Origin of the sequence: Tessaracoccus massiliensis, from assembly GCF_000826065.2 — a bacterium.
Taxonomy (GTDB): Bacteria; Actinomycetota; Actinomycetes; order Propionibacteriales; family Propionibacteriaceae; genus Arachnia; species Arachnia massiliensis_A.
Map to the genome: position 1 here is coordinate 148,465 of NZ_LN623542.1, position 18,125 is coordinate 166,589.

The 18,125-nt window shown below is 70.1% G+C and carries 16 protein-coding genes and 1 pseudogene; 5 read left to right on the plus strand and 12 right to left on the minus strand.

Features of this window, described 5'->3' with window-relative positions:
- Positions 1-174: 174 nt before the first annotated feature.
- From BN1186_RS16350 to BN1186_RS07765, 3 genes and pseudogenes are all read left to right on the plus strand, one after another.
- A pseudogene (locus BN1186_RS16350) lies at positions 175-1,077 on the plus strand (polyprenyl synthetase family protein); the annotation flags it as partial.
- Positions 1,074-2,540, plus strand: coding sequence for a phytoene desaturase family protein (gene crtI / locus BN1186_RS07760; protein ID WP_040283523.1), 1,467 nt, complete (start codon positions 1,074-1,076; stop codon positions 2,538-2,540). The pseudogene BN1186_RS16350 and the gene crtI, both read left to right, overlap by 4 nt.
- Positions 2,537-3,412, plus strand: a complete 876-nt coding sequence (locus BN1186_RS07765) for a phytoene/squalene synthase family protein (RefSeq protein ID WP_040283524.1) — start codon at positions 2,537-2,539, stop codon at positions 3,410-3,412. Before crtI ends, BN1186_RS07765 begins: the two co-directional genes overlap by 4 nt.
- A 142-nt stretch (positions 3,413-3,554) precedes the next feature.
- On the opposite strand, the gene BN1186_RS07770 is transcribed toward BN1186_RS07765, so the two are convergent.
- Genes BN1186_RS07770 through BN1186_RS07790 form a run of 5 tightly spaced genes read right to left on the minus strand, consistent with a single transcriptional unit; the run spans position 3,555 to position 8,308 of the window.
- The gene (locus BN1186_RS07770; protein ID WP_040283525.1) at positions 3,555-5,057 is read right to left on the minus strand and encodes an FAD-dependent oxidoreductase; all 1,503 of its coding nucleotides are present in this window, start codon (positions 5,055-5,057) and stop codon (positions 3,555-3,557) included.
- On the minus strand, positions 5,054-5,386 hold the full coding sequence (locus BN1186_RS07775; RefSeq protein WP_040283526.1) for a lycopene cyclase domain-containing protein: 333 nt from the start codon (positions 5,384-5,386) through the stop codon (positions 5,054-5,056). The genes BN1186_RS07770 and BN1186_RS07775 overlap by 4 nt, the downstream gene beginning before the upstream one ends.
- Complete coding sequence (locus tag BN1186_RS07780) at positions 5,379-5,714, minus strand: lycopene cyclase domain-containing protein (RefSeq protein ID WP_040283527.1); 336 nt, start codon at positions 5,712-5,714, stop codon at positions 5,379-5,381. Before BN1186_RS07780 ends, BN1186_RS07775 begins: the two co-directional genes overlap by 8 nt.
- A 24-nt stretch (positions 5,715-5,738) precedes the next feature.
- Positions 5,739-6,917 carry a cytochrome P450 gene (locus BN1186_RS07785; RefSeq protein WP_040283528.1) on the minus strand — a complete coding sequence of 393 codons (1,179 nt, stop codon included), beginning with the start codon at positions 6,915-6,917 and terminating at the stop codon, positions 5,739-5,741.
- 23 nt (positions 6,918-6,940) lie between these two features.
- Positions 6,941-8,308 (minus strand): MFS transporter, encoded by a 1,368-nt coding sequence (locus tag BN1186_RS07790; RefSeq protein ID WP_052459934.1) that lies wholly within the window; start codon positions 8,306-8,308, stop codon positions 6,941-6,943.
- Between the two features lie 236 nt (positions 8,309-8,544).
- Here BN1186_RS07790 and BN1186_RS07795 point away from each other — a divergent pair, with 236 nt between their 5' ends.
- Complete coding sequence (locus BN1186_RS07795; protein WP_082031175.1) at positions 8,545-9,168, plus strand: beta/alpha barrel domain-containing protein; 624 nt, start codon at positions 8,545-8,547, stop codon at positions 9,166-9,168.
- A 123-nt stretch (positions 9,169-9,291) separates the two neighbouring features.
- Positions 9,292-10,308: an SH3 domain-containing protein gene (locus tag BN1186_RS07800; RefSeq protein WP_139650953.1), complete on the plus strand. Its 1,017-nt coding sequence runs from the start codon at positions 9,292-9,294 to the stop codon at positions 10,306-10,308.
- Positions 10,309-10,404: 96 nt separating this feature from the next.
- Here BN1186_RS07800 and BN1186_RS07805 read toward each other — a convergent pair whose 3' ends face one another.
- From BN1186_RS07805 to BN1186_RS07835, 7 genes are all read right to left on the minus strand, one after another.
- Positions 10,405-11,481: a sialidase family protein gene (locus BN1186_RS07805; protein ID WP_052459937.1), complete on the minus strand. Its 1,077-nt coding sequence runs from the start codon at positions 11,479-11,481 to the stop codon at positions 10,405-10,407.
- Between the two features lie 114 nt (positions 11,482-11,595).
- Positions 11,596-12,276, minus strand: a complete 681-nt coding sequence (locus tag BN1186_RS07810) for an N-acetylmannosamine-6-phosphate 2-epimerase (RefSeq protein WP_040283529.1) — start codon at positions 12,274-12,276, stop codon at positions 11,596-11,598.
- Positions 12,273-13,196, minus strand: a complete 924-nt coding sequence (locus BN1186_RS07815) for an ROK family protein (RefSeq protein ID WP_040283530.1) — start codon at positions 13,194-13,196, stop codon at positions 12,273-12,275. The genes BN1186_RS07810 and BN1186_RS07815 overlap by 4 nt, the downstream gene beginning before the upstream one ends.
- Positions 13,193-14,110: a dihydrodipicolinate synthase family protein gene (locus tag BN1186_RS07820; RefSeq protein WP_040283531.1), complete on the minus strand. Its 918-nt coding sequence runs from the start codon at positions 14,108-14,110 to the stop codon at positions 13,193-13,195. The genes BN1186_RS07815 and BN1186_RS07820 overlap by 4 nt, the downstream gene beginning before the upstream one ends.
- A 28-nt stretch (positions 14,111-14,138) precedes the next feature.
- Positions 14,139-14,927, minus strand: coding sequence for an ATP-binding cassette domain-containing protein (locus BN1186_RS07825; protein WP_040283532.1), 789 nt, complete (start codon positions 14,925-14,927; stop codon positions 14,139-14,141).
- Positions 14,924-17,005, minus strand: coding sequence for a dipeptide/oligopeptide/nickel ABC transporter permease/ATP-binding protein (locus BN1186_RS07830; RefSeq protein WP_040283533.1), 2,082 nt, complete (start codon positions 17,003-17,005; stop codon positions 14,924-14,926). Before BN1186_RS07830 ends, BN1186_RS07825 begins: the two co-directional genes overlap by 4 nt.
- The gene (locus BN1186_RS07835) at positions 17,005-17,967 is read right to left on the minus strand and encodes an ABC transporter permease (RefSeq protein ID WP_040283534.1); all 963 of its coding nucleotides are present in this window, start codon (positions 17,965-17,967) and stop codon (positions 17,005-17,007) included. Before BN1186_RS07835 ends, BN1186_RS07830 begins: the two co-directional genes overlap by 1 nt.
- Positions 17,968-18,125: the final 158 nt, after the last annotated feature.

Below are 18,125 nucleotides of genomic sequence, written 5' to 3' on the forward strand. Positions count from 1 at the left end.
AGGAGCACGGCCGTGTCGAAAACCGGCGAGGTGGGCGCCGTCGAGGCGGTGGACCGCCTCATCGCCGACGAACTCAACACGTTGGCAGCGGAATGGGACGAGCTGATCGGCGACCTCGGCGTCGACATCCTCCCCGACGACCTCCCCCACTGGCTGGCCCGGCTCAGCTCCGGAGGCAAGCGGCTGCGCGTCCGCATGGCCTACTGGGGCTTCATCGCCGCGGGCGGCGAGCACGGCAGCGCTGCCTACCACCACCTGCTGCGTGCGGCCGCGGCGCTGGAGATCCTGCACCTGTTCACCCTCATCCACGACGACGTGATGGACGAATCGGATTCCCGCCGCGGCCACCCGTCGGCCCACGTGGAGGCCGCCGCCTGGCACGACGACGCCCCCACCGTCGGCGGCGCATCCCGCCGCTTCGGGGAGAACATCGCCATCCTGCTGGGCGACCTCGCCCACACCGTCGCCGACCGCCTCGTCGACGGCCTGCCCGCCCGGCTGCGTGAGACCTGGTACAAGCTCTCGGTGGAGCTCATCGCCGGGCAGCGCGCCGATCTCACGGGCGCCGAGGCGGGCCGTTGGGACCGGCCTCACGCGGAGGGTGTCGCGCGGCTGAAGTCCGGCCGCTACACGGTGCTGCGGCCGCTGCAGTTCGGCGCCATCGCCGCCGGGGCCTCACCGGAGCAGGAGCGCGCACTGCTGGAGTGCGGCGAGCGGCTGGGCCACGCTTTCGCCCTGCGCGACGACTTCCTGGGCGTCTGGGGCGATCCAGCCGTCACCGGCAAGCCCACCGGAGACGACCTGGTGGAGGCCAAGGCCACGGTGCTGCTGTCGATCGCCCGCGAGCGCCTCGACGGCGAGACCCTCGACGCGCTCGGCACCGGGCACTTCGGCCGCGACGACGCCCCTGCCCTCGCCGCCCAGCTCCGCGAGGCAGGGGTCGACCAGGAACTCGAGCGCCTCATCGCCGACAACGTGGCCGAAGCACTCGCCAGCCTGGCGGACGCAGACTTCACCGCTGAGGGCGTCGAGGGTCTCAGTAGCGCCGCCCGCGCCGTCGCGTGGAGGCAGTCGTGAAGCGCGTCGCGGTGGTGGGGGCCGGCCTCTCCGGCCTCTCCGCGGCGCTGCACCTGACCGGCGCGGGGCACCGCGTCGCCGTCCTGGAACGCGACTCCGTGCCCGGCGGGCGCTCCGGCGTCCTGGAGCGCGAGGGGTTCCGCTTCGACACCGGACCCGTCGTGTTCACGATGCTGGACCTCCTGGAGGAGGCCTTCGCCGCCGTCGGCCGCACCACCAGCGACTACGTCACGATGAAGCTCCTGGACCCGGCCTACCACACGTTCTTCGCCGATGGCTCGAGCCTGCTGGTGCGGCCCGGCCACGAGCTGATGCGCGAGGAGATCGCCGCCCAGTGCGGGCCGGAGGACGCCGAGGCGTTCGACCGGTTCGTCGCCTGGCTCAAGCGACTCAACGACGTGGAGCTCCCCCACTTCATCGACGCCAACTTCAGCTCCCCGCTCAGCCTGCTGCGCTCCCCGCGCGCCGCGCTGGAGCTGGTCCGGCTGGGCGCGTTCGGACGGCTCGGCGCTGCGGTGGAGCGCCGGTTCGACGACGAGCGGCTCCACCGCGTCTTCAGCTTCCAGGCCATGTACGCCGGCCTCGCCCCCGCCCAGGCGCTGGCGCTGTACGCGGTGATCACCTACATGGATTCGGTCAAGGGCGTCTGGTTCCCCGAGGACGGCATGCACGCCGTGCCGCGCGCGATGGCCCGGGCGGCCACCGATGCGGGGGCCGAGGTGCGCTACGGGGCCACCGTCGAGCGCGTGCTGCGCGGTGCCGACGGCGCGGTCACCGGCGTGCGGCTGACCGACGGCGAGGTGGTGCCCGCCGACGCAGTCGTCGTCACGGCCGATCTCCCCGTCGCCTACGAGCGTCTGCTGCCGGATCTCCGGGCGCCGCGCGTGGCGAGGAAGGGACGCTACTCGCCGTCGGCCGTGGTCTGGCACCTGGGCGTGCGCGGCGAGCTGCCGCCCCACCTGGGGCATCACAACATCCACTTCGGCCGCGCCTGGGACGAGGCTTTCAACGATCTCCTCAAGCGGGGCGTCCCCATGGCGGACCCGTCGCGTTTCGTGGCCGTCCCGACGGTGACCGCGCCCGATGCGGCGCCGCCCGGCCACCACACCCTCTACGTGCTGGAGCCGGTGCCGAACCTGCAGGTGGGGCGGATCGACTGGGCCGTGGAGGGCCCGAAGATGCGCGGACGGATGCTCGCCTTCCTGCAGGAGGCCGGCTATCCAACAGAGATCGTCACCGAGGAACTCGTCACCCCCGCCGACTGGGCCGCGCAGGGCATGGCCGCCGGCACCCCGTTCGCGCTGGCCCACACCTTCCCGCAGACCGGGCCGTTCCGGCCGCGCAACGTGGACCGACGGGCACCCGGCCTGGTCTTCGCAGGCTCCGGCACCACCCCCGGCGTCGGGATCCCGATGGTGCTGATCTCCGGCAAGCTCGCCGCCCAGCGTGTGGAGGAGCTGTGAGCACCCTGGAGGCCGGCTACGCGCGCTGCGCCGAGCTCACCCGTCAGTACGGCACCACGTACTACTGGGGCGCGCGCCTGCTGCCCCGGCACCAGCGCCGCGACGTCTACTCCGTCTACGCGCTGTGCCGGCTAGCCGACGACATCGTCGACGAGCCCGAACGGGTGGACCGGGCAGTCCCGCAGGACGGCACTCCCGAGGAGCGCCTGAACGCGTTCCGTGCCACGTTCTTCGACGCTCTGGCCACCGGCCGCTCAGAGGAACCCGTGATGACGGCGATCGTGGACAGCATCCGCCGTCGCGGAACGGATCCTGAGTGCTTCGAGCGGTTCTTCGACGCGATGGCGTTAGATCTCCACCAGTCGACGTGGGCCACGTGGGAGGAACTGCGTGACCGCTACATGGAGGGCTCGGCCGCCGTGATCGGCGAGATGATGCTGCCCGTCCTCGAGCCCTACACCCCTGAGGCGATGGGCCCCGCCCGCGCGTTGGGGCACGCGTTCCAGCTGACGAACTTCCTGCGCGACGTGGGCGAGGACCTGGACAGGGGCCGCGTCTATCTACCGCAGGAGGATCTCCGGCGCCACGGCGCCGACCCGTCGCTGCGCCGGGTGACCCCGCAGTGGCGCGCCATGATGGCCGAGCAGTTCGCGCGCAACCGTGCCCTGTACGACGAGGGTCGCCGCGGGTTGCCGATGCTGCCACCCGCCTCGCGCCGCTGCGTCGGCACCGCGCTGGTGCTCTACAGCCGCATCCTGGACAGGATCGAGGCGCGGGACTACGACGTGTTCTCGGGTCGCGTGCGGGTCCCGGCGCGGGAGAAGGTCGCCGTGGTCGCGCGCACCCTCACCGTCGGCCTCCCCAACACCTGACCCGGTCCCTGAGCGCCCCCATCAGAGACTGCGGCACCAACCTGTGGCTGAGGTGTCAGACACGCAGCGGGCGCTTCGTCGTGCCCGGCTCCTTCGTCGCGGGGCACGCTCAGGGACCAGTCGGCGACGCCCAGGCAGCAGGTCAGCGGGCGGCGAGGCCCTTCATGGGGACGGTCCAGACGTCGTGGCCGGCGGCGCCCCACTGCTCGAGCAGGCGGTTGGCGGCGAGGAAGCCCGTCGTCGCGGCGCGCTCCATCAGGGCGACCGGGTAGTCGCACCGCACCCAGTCCCCTGCGAGCACCAGACGCGGGTCAGCCGTGGCGACCCCGGGGCGCTCGCCCCACCGGTCCGGCCCGATGAGCGTGCAGTCGTCCTCGATGAGCACCTCGCGGTGCAGCACGCCGGCGCTGGCGGTCTCTGGGAAGACGCGGTGCATCTCCGCCTCCAACTCCTGCACCACGTGACCGGCCGCGGCCTCGTCGGTCATGACGGCCGGGTCGCAGGCGTAGGCGTGCAGTTCGACGACGGAGCCGCCGTGCTTCCACGCCCACTCGGCCGCGCCGTCCTCGAAGCGTTCGAGCACGGAGACGTTGTCGAGCGGGCCGTAGCCGGAGGTGCCCAGGAAGGCCGGGCGCCACTGGTTGACGGGCTTGTCCAACCACAGCCGCACGACGGTGAACGGGGGCGCGTTGTACGTGCGGGCCACTGAGTCGCGCCAGGCGTCCATGTGGCCGTCCTCCATCCCTGCGGCGAGGGCACGGGCGGCGCGGGGATCGGTGGCTAGCACCGCGGCGTCGGCCTCACAGCGCTCCCCGTCTGAGGTGACGGCCAGCACCTTGCCATCGAGGTGGAGGTGCTCGACGGCGACCCCAGTGCGGATGTCCACGCCCAGGCCGCGCAGGCGCCGGCCGAGGGGATCCCAGAGGACGGTGTCGTAGTCGTCGGTGGGCACGTCGAAGATCAGGCCCTCGGCGGAGCCCAGGAAGTAGGTGTGGAACATCGCCACGAGTTCCCCGGCGCCGAACTTGCTCGGGTCCGCGAAGAAGGAGCGGGCGAACACTTCGAGGGCCAGGTCGCGGGCATCCGCGGGGAAGCGCAGCCGGTCGAGGAACTGGGCGGCGGATTCGCCGTCGTACTGCGAGTAGGTCTCGGGGAACTTCACCCGCAGCAGTTCCATCGCTGCGGGGACGTTGACCTTGGCGAGGGTGCGGGGCGTGAACGCGGGGCTGCGCAACACGAACTGCATGACGGAGAACGGCGGGGTCTTGGCCAGCCCCGTGAACGAGTCGCGCAGGCCGTCGGGGCGCTGCAGCGGGTAGTCCTCCAGCGGGGTGAGGAATGAGAGGTCCACGTCGATGCGTTGCAGCAGGCGGCGCAGGTTGTAGTACTGGCGGAAGAAGGCGTGGAAGCCGCGGCTCATGGTGCGGCCGTCGTCCAGGGGCCAGGCGGCGACGCGCCCGCCCAGCCTGTCGTCGGCCTCGAAGAGCGTCACGCGCACGCCACGTTCGGCCAGGGCAGCGGCCGAGGCGAGGCCCGCGATGCCGCCGCCGATGACGAGCACGTGGCGCTCGCGGTCGACGCTGCGCAGGCCGGGCGCGCCGGGGTGCTTGACGGCTCGCTTGTCGCGTCCGGGCACATTCTTCATCGGGCCCCCTCCGTGCGGCGGTTGCGGTTGCGGCGGCCCAGGACCACCCAGGTCATCATGGTGAGCGTGATCATGGCCCAGCCGAAGCCGAAATCCTCGATGGGGATGTCCCAGGGGAAGCGGATGCCGGAGTGGTGCTCCGGGTTGTAGAGCACGATGGGGTTGGACAGCTTGGTGAGCCAGCCGTCCACCAGGATCTGGAAGAAACCGATGATGGCCATCGAGAGCCAGTACTGGAGGCTGCGGAACAGGCCGGTGCGCAGCCAGAAGATCTCGACGGCGATCACGGCGAGGATGCCGATGACGGTCAGGACGGTGTACTCAGGCATCGTCGCCTCCCTTGCGCAGGCGGCCCAGCACGTAGCCCACACCCTCGTAGGTCAGCAACCCGCACAGGGGGATGACGAGGAAGAACACCAGCTCCTCCAGCGGCATGACCCCCAGGTTGATCCCCGTGATGAACTGCGGGTTGTAGGTCCAGTGCTCGCGCACGATGCCCAGGATGTCCCAGGCGACGAAGATGATGAGCATGGGCAGCATCGCCAGCAGCAGCCGCACGGGGCGGCGGTAGACGCGGGCGCGCAGCACGAATTCGAGGGGGAGGGTGATCGCGATGCACGCGGCCATCAGGATCAGGTACTGGTAGCTGTCGTCCATGATGTCCGCAACACTACACAAAGCCTAGACACGCAGGATGAGCCCGCGCAGGATGTAGCCCTCGATGAGGTCGTCCCAGCTGATGCTCGGCTCCTGCAGCACCTCCGGCCGGCGGGCGAGCAGGCGGGTGAGCAGTTCGTCGGTCTCGAAGATCGCCAGCGGCTGGCCCGGGCACTTGTGGGCGCCGTCGCCGAACGTCAGCACGGAGCCGTCCACCCCGCGCGGCAGGCTCCGCCCGGGGCACAGGCCGAGGGGCTCCTCCCCCACGGCCTCGGGATCCGCGTTGACCTGGCGCACGCACACGTCGACGATGTCGCCTGCCTCGATGGTGGCTGTCTCGTCGCCGTCGGTGATCTCGATGTCCTCCTGCGCGCGGCGGTAGAGATGGCCGACGACGGGCTCGAGGCGGATGATCTCGTTGAGGATCGCGTGCCGCTCCTCGCGCTCCGCCACCAGGTACCGGTCGCGGAGCGTGGGGTTGCCGAGCAGGTGCCAGGCGGCCATGGTGATGAACTCGCGGGTGGTGACCATGCCGGCGGTGCCGTAGGTGACCGATTCCACCAGGATGTCCGCGTTCGTGTAGCCCTCGTCGATGAGATGGCTGATCACGTCTCCTTCGCGCTGTCTCCGACGGCGGCGGATGGCCGGGCGGACGTCCTTGAGGTAGAACCCGACGATGGGCACGATTCCGCGCCAGGCGGCCTGCATCCACTGCTTGCGGGTACGGCCCAGATCCGGGAGCGTGATGTCCAGCGGCGGCTGGCGGAAGAAGGAGACCAGCCGCGGAGCCATCTTCTCCGGCGGCGCCGCCGTCAGGCCGACGATCCTGGAGGTGACCTCCACGCTGTAGTGGAGCGCCACCTCGTCGAGGGCCACCTCGCCGGTGAGGGCGTCGACACAGCGGGCGGCGCTCTGCGCGATGGTGTCGCCGTGGCGCTCGTGGACCACCTTCGGGGCGAAGAAGCGGCCCACCTTCGCGCGTTGCTCGTCGTGCAGCGGGCCGTCCGACATCAGGATGGGGTGGTGCTTGAGCACGCCCTGGGGGACGTACTCGGCGGTGAAGCCGGCCTGGGTGGTGGCGTGCCGGGCGCGCAGCACCTGCCGGGCGGCCTCGAGGGATCTGATGCGCCAGACGTCGCCCGTCCGATCGATCCTGGGCTCCGGGGACTCCCCGGCCTTGTGGGCGCGACGTTGGCTGCTCATGCCTCCATCATGGCAGGCCGGGTTCAGGCCTCTTCGAGGGCCTTGTCCGTGTACTCGGGCAGGAACCAGGCGGCCACCATGGCCAGGGCGAACATCGCACCGAGCACCACGAACAGCGTGGGGCGGCCTGCGGCGGCGACGATGACCGGCACCAGCAGCGGCGCGGCCATCGCGGCGACCCTGCCGAACGCCGTGGCCGCGCCCGCCCCGGAGGCCCGCACCGACGTCGGGTAGACCTCCGGCGTGATGGCGTACAGCGCACCCCAGGCGCCCAGGTTGAAGAAGCTCAGCATGCAGCCGGCCGCCAACGTGATGCCGTAGGCGGCAGATTCGTTGCCGGGAGCGAGTGCCTCGGAGAGGGCAGGCGCCATGCCGAACGCGAGGGCGCCGACGACGGAGCCACCCAGGAACGTCACCAGCGTGGGGCGGCGGCCCCACACCTCGATGAGGATGGCGGCGAGGAGGTAGCCGGGCAGTTGCGCGAGCGTCATGAAGAGCGTGAACTCGAAGGATTTCACCAGCGTCATGCCGCCGTCGTAGAGGAGGGTGGGCAGCCAGATGAACGCGCCGTAGTAGGAGAAGTTGATGCCGAACCACACCAGCCACAGCGCGATGGTGCGGGTTCGGAACCGGTTCCCGAAGAGTTCGCGCTTGGTGACCTTGGTGGCGCCGGCGAGTTCGCCGTCGGGCGCCTTGTCGTTGTCGTCGACGGCGACGCCGGCGGCCTCTTCGAACTCGGCGACCGCGGCCTCCGCGTCGGCGTGGCGACCCTTGGATTCCAGGAAGCGCACGGATTCCGGCAGGCCGAAGCGCACCACCAGCGCCCACACGGCGGGGATGGCACCCAGCGCGAGCGCCCAGCGCCAGCCGTTCTCGTGGGGCACCACGAAGTAGCCGATGGTGGCCGCGGCCAGCCAGCCGACGGCCCAGAACGATTCGAGCGCCACCACGACGCGGCCGCGGATCTTGCGCGGGGCGTACTCGCTGACGAGCGTGGACGCGACGGGCAGCTCGGCGCCCAGACCCATGCCCACGATGAAGCGCAGCACGATGAGCATCACCAGACCCGTCGACAGGGCCGAGATGCCCGTCGCGATGCCGTAGATCAGCAGCGTGAGGGCGAACACCTGGCGTCGACCGATCCGGTCCGCCAGCAGCCCGCCCAGCGAGGCGCCGATGGCCATGCCGACGAAGCCGATGGAGCCCAGCAGCGACAGCTCACCGGAGCCCAGGCCCCATTCCGCGGCGAGCGCGGCCATGATGAAGGAGATGAGCCCGATGTCCATCGCGTCGAGGGCCCAGCCGATGCCGGAGCCGAAGAGGAGCTTGTTGTGCTTGCGGGTGTACGGCAGCTCGTCGAGTCGCTGCGCACGCGTGAGGTTCAGGCTCATGCGCGGAAGACTATGCCCAAGCTGCCGCCCGGCGGTAGGTCCGCCGTCGAGGTGAGCACCCCGGATCTGGATGTGGCGTGGCCCGGGCCCCGGATCTAGGCCGCCACGCCATCATCGGTCCCTGAGCGTCGCCAGCGAGGAACGAGCCAGCGACGACGAAGGGCCGCCGCAGCCCGACCAGCACCCCAGATTCGGGCCGGGTCGCGCGGGGCGGGGGCGACGGGCAAGATGGGGGCATGACTGTGCGTGGAATTGTGGTGTGCCTGCCGGACGCGCCGATGGACGACTACATCGGCGTCATCGAGGTGCTCATCCAGGAGGGATTCTCCCACTTCGCGCTGCCGGCCAACGCTGAGGCGTTGGCCGATGTGATCGCCATCTTCGGGGCGCGCGCCACGTTCGGGGCGCTGCGCGTGTGGTCCAGCCAGCACGTCCACCGGGCCGCAGACGCCGGGGCGAGGTTCCTGTTCTCCGACGTGGCGGGCAGCGACGTGGCCGACGCCTCCGACGAGCGCGGCCTCCCCTGCTGGGGCTCGGCCATGACGCCCCGCGAGGTGCGCGGGGCCGTGCAGCTCACCGGCGGCGCCCTCCTGTACCCGGCCGACGTGGTGGGCCACGCCATGGCGGCGCGCCTGGCCGAACTGGATCTCGTCGGGCAGGTCATCCCGCTGGGCGGCGTCGGCGCGTACGCTGCCGGCGAGTGGTTGAAGGCCGGCTCCCCCGCCGTCGGCGTGGATCACACGCTGCTGGGTGACGCGTTCGACGGCGGCCCGCTGGGCCAGCTGCGCGACCGCTGCCACTCCTTCATCTCGCTCGAGCGACGCTACGTGACCAGCGCGGAGGAGCAGCCGGCCGACTGAGCAGGAGGACCTCTCAGAAACTTTTCAGATTCATCGGCGAGTCGCGCCCTCTCGCTTTGGATTAGCCACTGCCATCGCTTACTCTGAGAAAACCTTAAGTTCTCTCAGGAAAGGGGCGGCCACATGGCAGCACCACGGCGCGCGGCGGCATCCGACGACGCGACTCTTGAGGACCTCGGAACCGTCACACCTGCGCGTCGCGCGGCTGGCGGTGCTGCGGCCCGCGGCCGGCTGACCCGCATGGCGCTCGCGCCCCTGGCGGCGCTGTCCGTGACCGGTCTGGCAGCTGGCCTGTTGCTCCTCCCGCCCACGGATCCGGGCACCACAGAGGGCGGCCAGGCCTCCCCCGTGCACGCCTCCCCCCTCGCGGTGAGCAGGAGCCAGGTGCGCCCCACGCTGTCGGCCCCTGAGACCGCTGCGCCTGCCGCACCCGCCGTCGAGACGCCGGAGCCCACCCCGGCGCCGGAACCCGCCGTCGATTACGGCAAGCTCGCCGAGGCCGCCGGCACCCGGTACGCCAGCGCCCCGGTGAACGTGCGCACCGGCCCGGGCACCGGGTTCGACGTGCGCACCGCACTGGCTGAGGGCGGCGAGGTCACCATCACGTCCTGGGCTGTCGACGGCTGGCACCAGGTCTCACTCAAGGACAAGGCCGGCTGGATCAAGGGCACCTTCCTGACCGAGACGAAGCCCGAGCCCAAGCCTGCACCGAAGGCAGCCCCGCAGGAAGCCGGCAAGCAGGCCAGCAGCGCCGCCGGTGCAAGCAGCAGCTCCGGATTCTCCGGCGCCGCATGCGAGAAGGCCGGCGGCCTGGAGCGCAACCTCACGGACCGCACCGCCACGGTCCTGCGCGCCGTGTGCGCAGAGTTCCCGAAGGCCAGCTCCTACGGCGGCTACCGGCCGGACAGCGACAGCTACCACGGCAGCGGCCGCGCCATCGACGTGATGGTCAGCGGCGAATATGGCTGGCAGATCGCCAAGTGGGCACGCAACAACGCGAGCTCCCTGGGCATCGTCGAGGTGATCTACGAGCAGAAGATCTGGACCTCGCAGCGCGCCGGTGACGGCTGGCGCGGGATGGCGAACCGCGGTTCGACATCCGCCAACCACTACGACCACGTGCACATCTCCGTGCGCTGATTTTTATTGCTTCATTTTCGGGGGGGCAGGTGTGGAGATTCCACACCTGCCCCCCTTATATGAAGCGATAATTTCCCACCCGCCGGTATGGCCTCCTCAGGCCCCGGTCTCCGGCGGGGCGGCGCTGCCACCCGCGCTCTGGCGGGGCTCGAACGTGGCCTCTCCCCCCTCGAGCCCCAGCTCCGCGCGGCTGAGGCTCAGGAACTCGATGGAGGTGTAGTCGCCCGCCTCCCAGATCACGCCGAGCCTGCCATCAGGCAGCTCTCCCGCCACGGAATAGGCAGCCGCGCCGTCGTCCAGCAGTATGGGGTGGCCCCAGGTGGCGCCGTCGTCGGAGCTGACGCGTAGCGCGAGCCGGCGTCGTTCCCGCGGGTCGTCGAGCAGGGTGCAGACCACGTCGCTGCCCCAGCGGGCCAGGCCGCCGTTGCAGGCCGGGTCCACGAGGTCGCCGTGCGGCACCGGCTCGGAGAAGCTGACACCGCCGTCGTCCGAGAGCGCCCAGCGACGCCGGGGTCTGGCGCGGGCGTGCAGTAACACGCGGCCGTCTGCGAGGCCCAGCACCTTGTTCTCGTCGCAGTCCGGGCCCACCCGCTCGCCAAGCTGCCAGGTGGCGCCGGAGTCGTCCGAGTAGGCGGTGGCCGCGTAGTGCTCCCCGGCCTCCGTGCGCAGCACCATCGGCTGAAGGAGCCGTCCGGAGCTAAGCGTGGCGCCGTGGCCCGAGGAGGCGAACATGCCTGTGACGTCGGCCGGCTTCAGGTCCGCGGTGAGGTCGCGATGGGTCCAGGTGTCGCCGTCGTCGATCGACGTGGCGCGCCAGAGCGTCAGCCCCTCCCCTTCGGGGCCGGCGTCCGCGGTGAAGAACGAGCGGCCCGTTGAGCCGACGTACCAACAGAACAGGGTGCCGTCGGCGCGCACGACGAAGCTCGCGTCGCCGAAACCGCCCGCATCCGTGCGGCGGCGCAGCACCCGCACGTCGGACCAGGTCCCGCCGTTGTCGTCGGAGATGCGGTAGACGATGTCGAAGGGGCCCGGGAGGTCGCGCCAGTCGGCCCGCACGTCCCATGCCGCGATGACCCGCCCCGCCGGCGTCACCGCGAGGGCCGGGATGCGGTAGCAGGGGGCGTCGAACGCCGCCCCGTCGAGCGGCTCCCCCGTCCGTGCGAGAGTCGTCATGATGCCTCCTGGTCTGAGTTCAAGTAGCCGATACGCTGCGGGGCCCCTTCGTCGTCGCCTGGCTCGCAAGCTCGCGGGGCGACGCTCAGGGAGCGGGGCGACTTCAGAGACAGGTCAGGCGTTGGCGACGGCGTCGGAGAACCAGCCGGTGATCGTCGCGGGATGCGTGATGGCGGTGCCGACGACGACGCTCCACGCACCACGCTTCATCGCCTCGGCGGCGACCTCGGGCGTGTGCACGCGGCCCTCGACGATCACCGGCTTGTCGACGGCGGCGAGGATCTGATCCACGGCCTCCCAGTCGACGCCGGGGGTCTTGGGACGCTCGCCGCTGTAGCCCACCAGGGTGGTGCCGATGAGATCGGCGCCGGCCCCCTGCGCGGCCACGGCGTCGGCCTCGGACCCGCAATCGGCCATGATCAGCACCTCGGGGAACTCGGCCTTGAAGTCCGCGATGGTCTCAGCCAGGGTGCGCTCGTCGGGGCGTTCGCGGCGGGTGCCGTCGAGGGCGACGATCTCGCAGCCCGTGCGCGCCACGTCGAGACAGTCCTGCAGCGTGGGCGTGATGTAGACGCCGGTGTCGCCCACCTTCACCAGGCCGATGATGGGCACGTCGACGCGCTGGCGGATGGCGCGCAGGTCGTCGAGTCCCTTGGCGCGGATGGCGGCGGCCCCACCGCGGACGGCGGATTCGGCCACCTGCGCCATGGTGTTCGGGTCGAGCATCGGTTCCCCGGGATATGCCTGGCAGGAGACGACGAGCCTGCCTTTGATGGCGTCAACGGTGGTGTTCATGATCTCTCCTCGTTGGCGAAGACCTGGGCGGCGGCTCCGACGAGGGCGGCGGACGAGCCCAACTGTGCTTTGAGCACGGGCAGTTCGGCCAGCACCGGCACCACCTCGCTGCGGATGGTGTCGCGCAGCGGCTGCCACCAGACGGGGCCCGCATCGGCGACTCCTCCGCCAATGACCACGGCGGCCGGGTCCACCACCGTCACCACCCCGGCGATGGCCTTACCCAGCGCGACGGCGGCGTCCCGCACGACGGTGCGCGCATCGTCGTCATAGCCGGCGTCGGCGCGCTCCATGATGTCGCGACCCGACGCCCGGTCGCCCCCCAGCGACGCGTAGCGCCGCTCGATGGCTGGCCCTGCGGCGATGGCCTCGAGGTGTCCCGGCCGGCCGCAGGGGCAGCGCAGCTTCTTGGCCCCGGGGACGGGCATGTGGCCCATCTCACCAGCCACGTGGTGGGCGCCGGTGCGCAACTTCCCACCGAGGACGAGCGCGCCGCCCACACCGGTTCCCACGGCCACCATGAACAGCGACTCCAGCCCCTGGGCCGCTCCGAAGCGGAACTCGCCCATGGCGTGGGCGTCCACGTCGTTGAGCACGCAGACACGGCGGTCATCGCCCCATGACAGGCGACTTCGTAGCCCTGACGCGACATCTGTGCCCACCCAGCAGCGGAACGTGTCGGTCGACGAGATGATGCAGCCGGCGCGTGAGTCGACGACTCCGGCGGTGCCGACGCCCACCCCCAGCACGTCGTCAGGCATGACCCGGCGCACCAGGTCAGCCACCACGTCGAGGACGGCGTCGCCGCCCTCAGCGGCCGGGGTGGGTGCGGTCACGACCTCGCCGAGGGCGCCGTCGGACGCCACCAGCGCGACGGCTGTCTTCGTACCACCGAGGTCCACACCCACCGCGTAGGTCATGACAGCAGGCCGACCTCTCGCAGGATCTCGTCGATGCCGGCCTTGCAGGACTCGTCGAGGGCGCGCAGCGGGGCGGGCATGGCGGCCGAGGCGATGATCCCCAGGCTGGCCATGGCCTGCTTGAAGGCACCGATACCGCCCGCATCGCCGGACCTGCCCTTGGGCACGAAGGCGATCTCGAACAGCTTGGCGATGCGTGCCTGCTCGTCACGCGCGGCGGCCCAGTCGCCGGAGGCCGCGGCCTCCCACAGGCGGGCGTAGCCGGCGGGGTCGACGTTGGCCAGGCCGGGCACGGCGCCATCGGCGCCGAGCAGCAGCATGCCGTCGACCAAGATCTCGTGGCCGGTCAGCAGCTCCAGCGGCGAGCCGGCGGCCTCGTTGGCGGCCACCAGACGGCGGAAGCCCACGTCGTCGCCGGAGGAATCCTTCACACCGGCGATAACGCCCTCCTGGCCGAGGCGCACCAGCATGTCGACGGCGAGGTAGTTGTGTACGCGCACGGGGACGTTGTAGGCGTAGACGGGCACGTCCACACCTGCGGCCACCATGCGGAAGTGTTCCTCGATCTCAGCCATGTCGTTGAGGGCGTAGAGCGGGGAGGTGACCACGACGGCGTCGGCGCCGAGTTCGACGGCGCGCTTGGCCGCCTCCACCATGCGTCGGGCCGTCAGATCCGGGGTGCCGACCAGGACGGGGACCCGCCCGGCGGTGCGCTCGACGGTGCGGCGGACCACCTCGTCGCGCTCGGAGTCGGTCAGGTAGGCCACCTGGCCGCTGGAGCCCAACACGAACAGGCCGGTCATACCGCCGTCGATGAGGTGGTCCACCACCTTGTCGAGGCTCTCATAGTCGACGGAGCCGTCGTCGTGCATGGGGGTGACGACGGGAGGGACGATGCCAAGCAGCTTCTGCATGTTTGAACTTCTTTCGAAACGGAGGGGTTTAGAGGAGGGAGGGGACGGCGCTCAGTAGCGTGCGGGTGTACTCGTGCCGGGGGTTGGCGAACAGCGCATCGGCGGGGCCGGTCTCGACGATCTGGCCGGCCAGCATCACCGCCATGCGGTCCGAGATGAAGCGCACGGTGTTGATGTCGTGGCTGATGAACACCAGGCCGAGGCCCAGCTGTTCCTTCAGGTCCGTGAGCAGGTTGAGCACCTGGGCGCGCACGGAGACGTCGAGAGCCGACGTCGGCTCGTCCGCGATGATCACGTCCGGCTCCAGGGCGAGGGCGCGGGCGATGGCTACGCGCTGGCGCTGGCCGCCGGAGATCTGCCGGGGCAGCACATCCAGCGCGGACTGCGGCAGGCCCACCACGTCGAGGAGATCCTTGACGCGCTTCTCGCGCTCGCCGGGGGTGCCCACGTTGTGCACCTTGAACGGGTCGAGCAGCGCGTCGCGCACCTGCATGCGGGGGTTGAGCGCCGTGGCCGGGTCCTGGAAGACCACGGAGACGGCGCGGCCCAGCTTCTTGCGGCCGTCGGCGTTGAGCTTCATCTCGTCGCCGAAGTACCGCACGGTGCCGCTGGTGACGGGCTGGAGGCCCACCATCACCCGGGCGAGCGTGGACTTACCGCAGCCGGATTCTCCCACCAGGCCGAGCGTCTCACCCTTGCTGACCTGCAGGTCCACTCCGTTGACGGCATGCACCCTGTCCGGGCGGAACAGCTTGCCCGTGCGGGCCTTGTGGATGACGTGGACATCCTCGAGTTCGACAACCGGGGTGGTGCTCATCGGGATCCCTCCTTCAACAGCTCCTCGAGCTCATCGGTGCGGGCGTACAGGTGGTCCTTGCCGGGCACCGGCCTGAGCGTGGGTTTCTGGTCCAGCCCCACCGTCGGGTACGACGAGCGCGGGGCGAAGCGGTCGCCGTCGACGAACTCGCGCGGCGACGGCACGACGCCGGGCACCTGGTGCAGGCGGCCGCCGCCCTGTTCGATCGAGAGCACGGCGCCCAGCAGGCCACGGGTGTACTCGTGGATGGGGTTGCTGAGCAGCTCGCGGGTGTCGGCCTGCTCCACCACCTGGCCGGCGTTCATCACCGTGATCCGGTGGGCCACCTGTGCCACGAGGGCTAGGTCGTGCGAGACGAAGACCATGGCGAAGCCCAGCTTCTCGCGCAGCTCGTTGAGGAGGTCCACCACCTGGGCCTGGACGGTCACGTCGAGGGCGGTGGTGGGCTCGTCGGCGATCACGAGGCGCGGGTTGCGGGTCAAGGCCATGGCGATCAGCACGCGCTGGCGCTGGCCGCCTGAGAGTTCGTGCGGGTAGGACTTCAACGTGCGGTCCGGGTCCAGGCCCACCAGCTCGAGGAGTTCCTCGGCGGTGCGCTGGCCGCCGCGCTTGGTGAGCTGCGCCATCTGCGAGCGGATCAGCATCGACGGGTTCAGCGAGCTGAGCGCATCCTGGTAGACCATGCTCATCTCGTGGCCGCGCAACGCGTTGCGCTCCTTGGGCGACATGGTGAGCAGCTCCTGGCCCGCGAACTTCACGGAGCCCTCGATCCTCGCGGTCTCGGGGAGCAGGCCCATGATCGCCATCGAGGTGATCGACTTGCCACAACCGGATTCGCCCACCAGGCCCATGGTCTCCCCCGGGCGGACGGTGAACGAGACGCCGTCGACGATCTTGACCTCGCCGTGGGCGCTGGGGAAGGAGATCGACAGGTTCTCGACCACCAGCAGCGGCTCCACGTCGGGGTTGTCGAGCACCAGCCGGTCGGTGCGGGCCAACTCGGCAGCCATCAGTGCCTCCAGGCGACCCTCCAGCGACTCGCGCTGCGTGAGGTTGGCGTGTGCGATGCCGTCGGCGACGGAGGCGCCGGCCATGGCGTCCTCTTCGGCCTGCACGTTGACGCGGGTCTTGATCTTCGGCGACGCCAGAGCGTCGGTGAGGCCCTCGGAGAGGATGTTGAGGCTCAGCGTGGTGATCAGGATGAACACGCCGGGGAAGAACGTCACCCACCAGTGGCCCGACAGCAGCAGCGCCTTGCCTTCGGAGAGGATGTTGCCCCAGGTGGCGGCGTTGACCGACGTGATACCGGTGCCGATGAAGGACAGCGACGCCTCGAAGACGATCGCGTCGGCCACGAGCACCGTCGCGAAGACCATGATCGGTGCCAGGCAGTTGCGGGCGACGTGCTTGATGAGGATCCACCAGGTGCGCGCACCGGCAACCTTCGTTGCCGCCACATAGTCCTCACCGAACTGCGAGAGGACGTTGGCGCGCACCACTCGGGTGAGCTGGGGAACGTAGATCAGCGAGATCGACACGATCACCACGGGCATGATCGGCGCCCGCGACGACAAAGCAACGACCAGCACGGCGGCCAGGGCGATGCCGGGGAAGCTCATGATGACGTCGAGGACGCGCATCAGGAGCTCGGAGACGGTCTTGCTGGCCGTCGCTGCGATGGAGCCGAGGACCGCGGCCACCGCGAGGGCCAGGCCCGTGGCGGCGAGGCCCACCAACAGGGAGACGCGGGTGCCGTGGATGACGCGTGAGAGGATGTCGCGGCCGGCGTCGTCGGTGCCGAACCAGAACATCGAGTTCGGGGGAACGGAGCTGTCGGGGATGAGTTGGGTGCCCACGCCTTCGATGGTCAGTTCCTTCATGACGATCATGTCCTGGGGAACCAGGCCCGACGCGTTGGGCGAATACGGCGCCACCAGAGGAGCGAAGATCGCCATCAGCGCCATGAGCGCCAGCACGATCAGTGAGATCTTGGAGCCGATGGGCAGTGCGCGCAGCCTCTGGAACCGCAGCCCCGGCTGGGCGAGCTTCTTTTTCGATTCGGCAGACAGCGTCAGCATCAGATGCTCCTGATCCGCGGGTTGACGATGACGTAGAGCACGTCCACGATTACGTTGATGACGATGAAGGCGATCGCGACGGTGATCGTCACGCCCTGCACGATGTTGATGTCGTTGCGGGTGATGCCCTGGAAGATGAGCTGCCCCATGCCCTGGATGTTGAAGATCATCTCGATGACGACGGCGCCACCCATGGCGTAGCCGACGCGGAGACCGAGCACGGTCAGTGGAGTGATGAGCGCGTTACGCAACACGTTGCGGCTGATGACGACGCTCTTCGGGACGCCCGCACCGATTGCGGTGCGCACATAGTCGCGGTCGAGTTCCTCAACCATCGAGGTACGCACGACGCGGGTCAGCGACCCCATGGTGGGTACGGCGATCGCGATCGCGGGCATGAAGATCATGTTGACGTAGCCGGCTGGATCCTGAGTGAACGGGATCCAGTTGACCACCGCCGGGAACCAGCCGAGGCCTCCGGAGATGTTGCTGAACGCCTGGATCATCAGCAGCGCCAGCCAGAACGACGGCGTCGCGAGAGCGGCGATCGAGATCAGGCGGATGACCTGGTCGGGCCAGCGCTCGCGGAACAGTGCGGCCAGCACGCCCATAATGACCGCCAACGTGACGCCGACGGCGAGGCCGATGAAGGTCAGCTGGAGGGTCTTGGGGAAGTTCTGCGCCACCATCTGCGAGATGGGCACGCCGGTGAAGGAGCTACCGAGGTCGCCCTGGACGAGACCACTGATGTAGCGGAAGAACCGCACATACGTGGGGTCGTTGAGCCCTTGAGCCTCGCGGTAGTTGTTCAGCGCCTGCGGAGTGGCGCTCTCGCCCAGCGCCAGACGGGCGGGGTCTGCGGCGGAGAGAGACATCACGATGAAGACCAGCAGCGTGACGCCCAGCACCATGATCGGCAGCGCGATGATGCGCCGACCCAGCAGCCGGATCAGATTCGACACGTGTCGTCGCTCCTTGCGGGCGGGTCAAGCGCCCATAGGGTTGCGGTGAAAAAGATGGCTCCGCCCGGGGCCCCGAGCGTTCGGGGCCCCGGCAGAACCAAGGGGACCGCGAGGTGTGCGGTCTGTAGCCGGGCCCCTGGAGGGCCCGGCGCTTGGAA

What these genes read in the sequence shown, in the direction of transcription:
- BN1186_RS07780 (WP_040283527.1), bottom strand. Translation starts at nt 5,714, where the DNA reads ATGGACGACAGCTACCAGTACCTGATCCTGATGGCCGCGTGCATCGCG.
- BN1186_RS07830 (WP_040283533.1), bottom strand. Translation starts at nt 17,005, where the DNA reads ATGCTGACGCTGTCTGCCGAATCGAAAAAGAAGCTCGCCCAGCCGGGG.
- BN1186_RS07770 (WP_040283525.1), bottom strand. Translation starts at nt 5,057, where the DNA reads ATGAAGAATGTGCCCGGACGCGACAAGCGAGCCGTCAAGCACCCCGGC.
- BN1186_RS07820 (WP_040283531.1), bottom strand. Translation starts at nt 14,110, where the DNA reads ATGCAGAAGCTGCTTGGCATCGTCCCTCCCGTCGTCACCCCCATGCAC.
- BN1186_RS07790 (WP_052459934.1), bottom strand. Translation starts at nt 8,308, where the DNA reads ATGAGCCTGAACCTCACGCGTGCGCAGCGACTCGACGAGCTGCCGTAC.
- BN1186_RS07775 (WP_040283526.1), bottom strand. Translation starts at nt 5,386, where the DNA reads ATGCCTGAGTACACCGTCCTGACCGTCATCGGCATCCTCGCCGTGATC.
- BN1186_RS07795 (WP_082031175.1), top strand. Translation starts at nt 8,545, where the DNA reads ATGACTGTGCGTGGAATTGTGGTGTGCCTGCCGGACGCGCCGATGGAC.
- BN1186_RS07785 (WP_040283528.1), bottom strand. Translation starts at nt 6,917, where the DNA reads ATGAGCAGCCAACGTCGCGCCCACAAGGCCGGGGAGTCCCCGGAGCCC.
- BN1186_RS07825 (WP_040283532.1), bottom strand. Translation starts at nt 14,927, where the DNA reads ATGAGCACCACCCCGGTTGTCGAACTCGAGGATGTCCACGTCATCCAC.
- BN1186_RS07810 (WP_040283529.1), bottom strand. Translation starts at nt 12,276, where the DNA reads ATGAACACCACCGTTGACGCCATCAAAGGCAGGCTCGTCGTCTCCTGC.
- BN1186_RS07815 (WP_040283530.1), bottom strand. Translation starts at nt 13,196, where the DNA reads ATGACCTACGCGGTGGGTGTGGACCTCGGTGGTACGAAGACAGCCGTC.
- BN1186_RS07805 (WP_052459937.1), bottom strand. Translation starts at nt 11,481, where the DNA reads ATGACGACTCTCGCACGGACGGGGGAGCCGCTCGACGGGGCGGCGTTC.
- BN1186_RS07800 (WP_139650953.1), top strand. Translation starts at nt 9,292, where the DNA reads ATGGCAGCACCACGGCGCGCGGCGGCATCCGACGACGCGACTCTTGAG.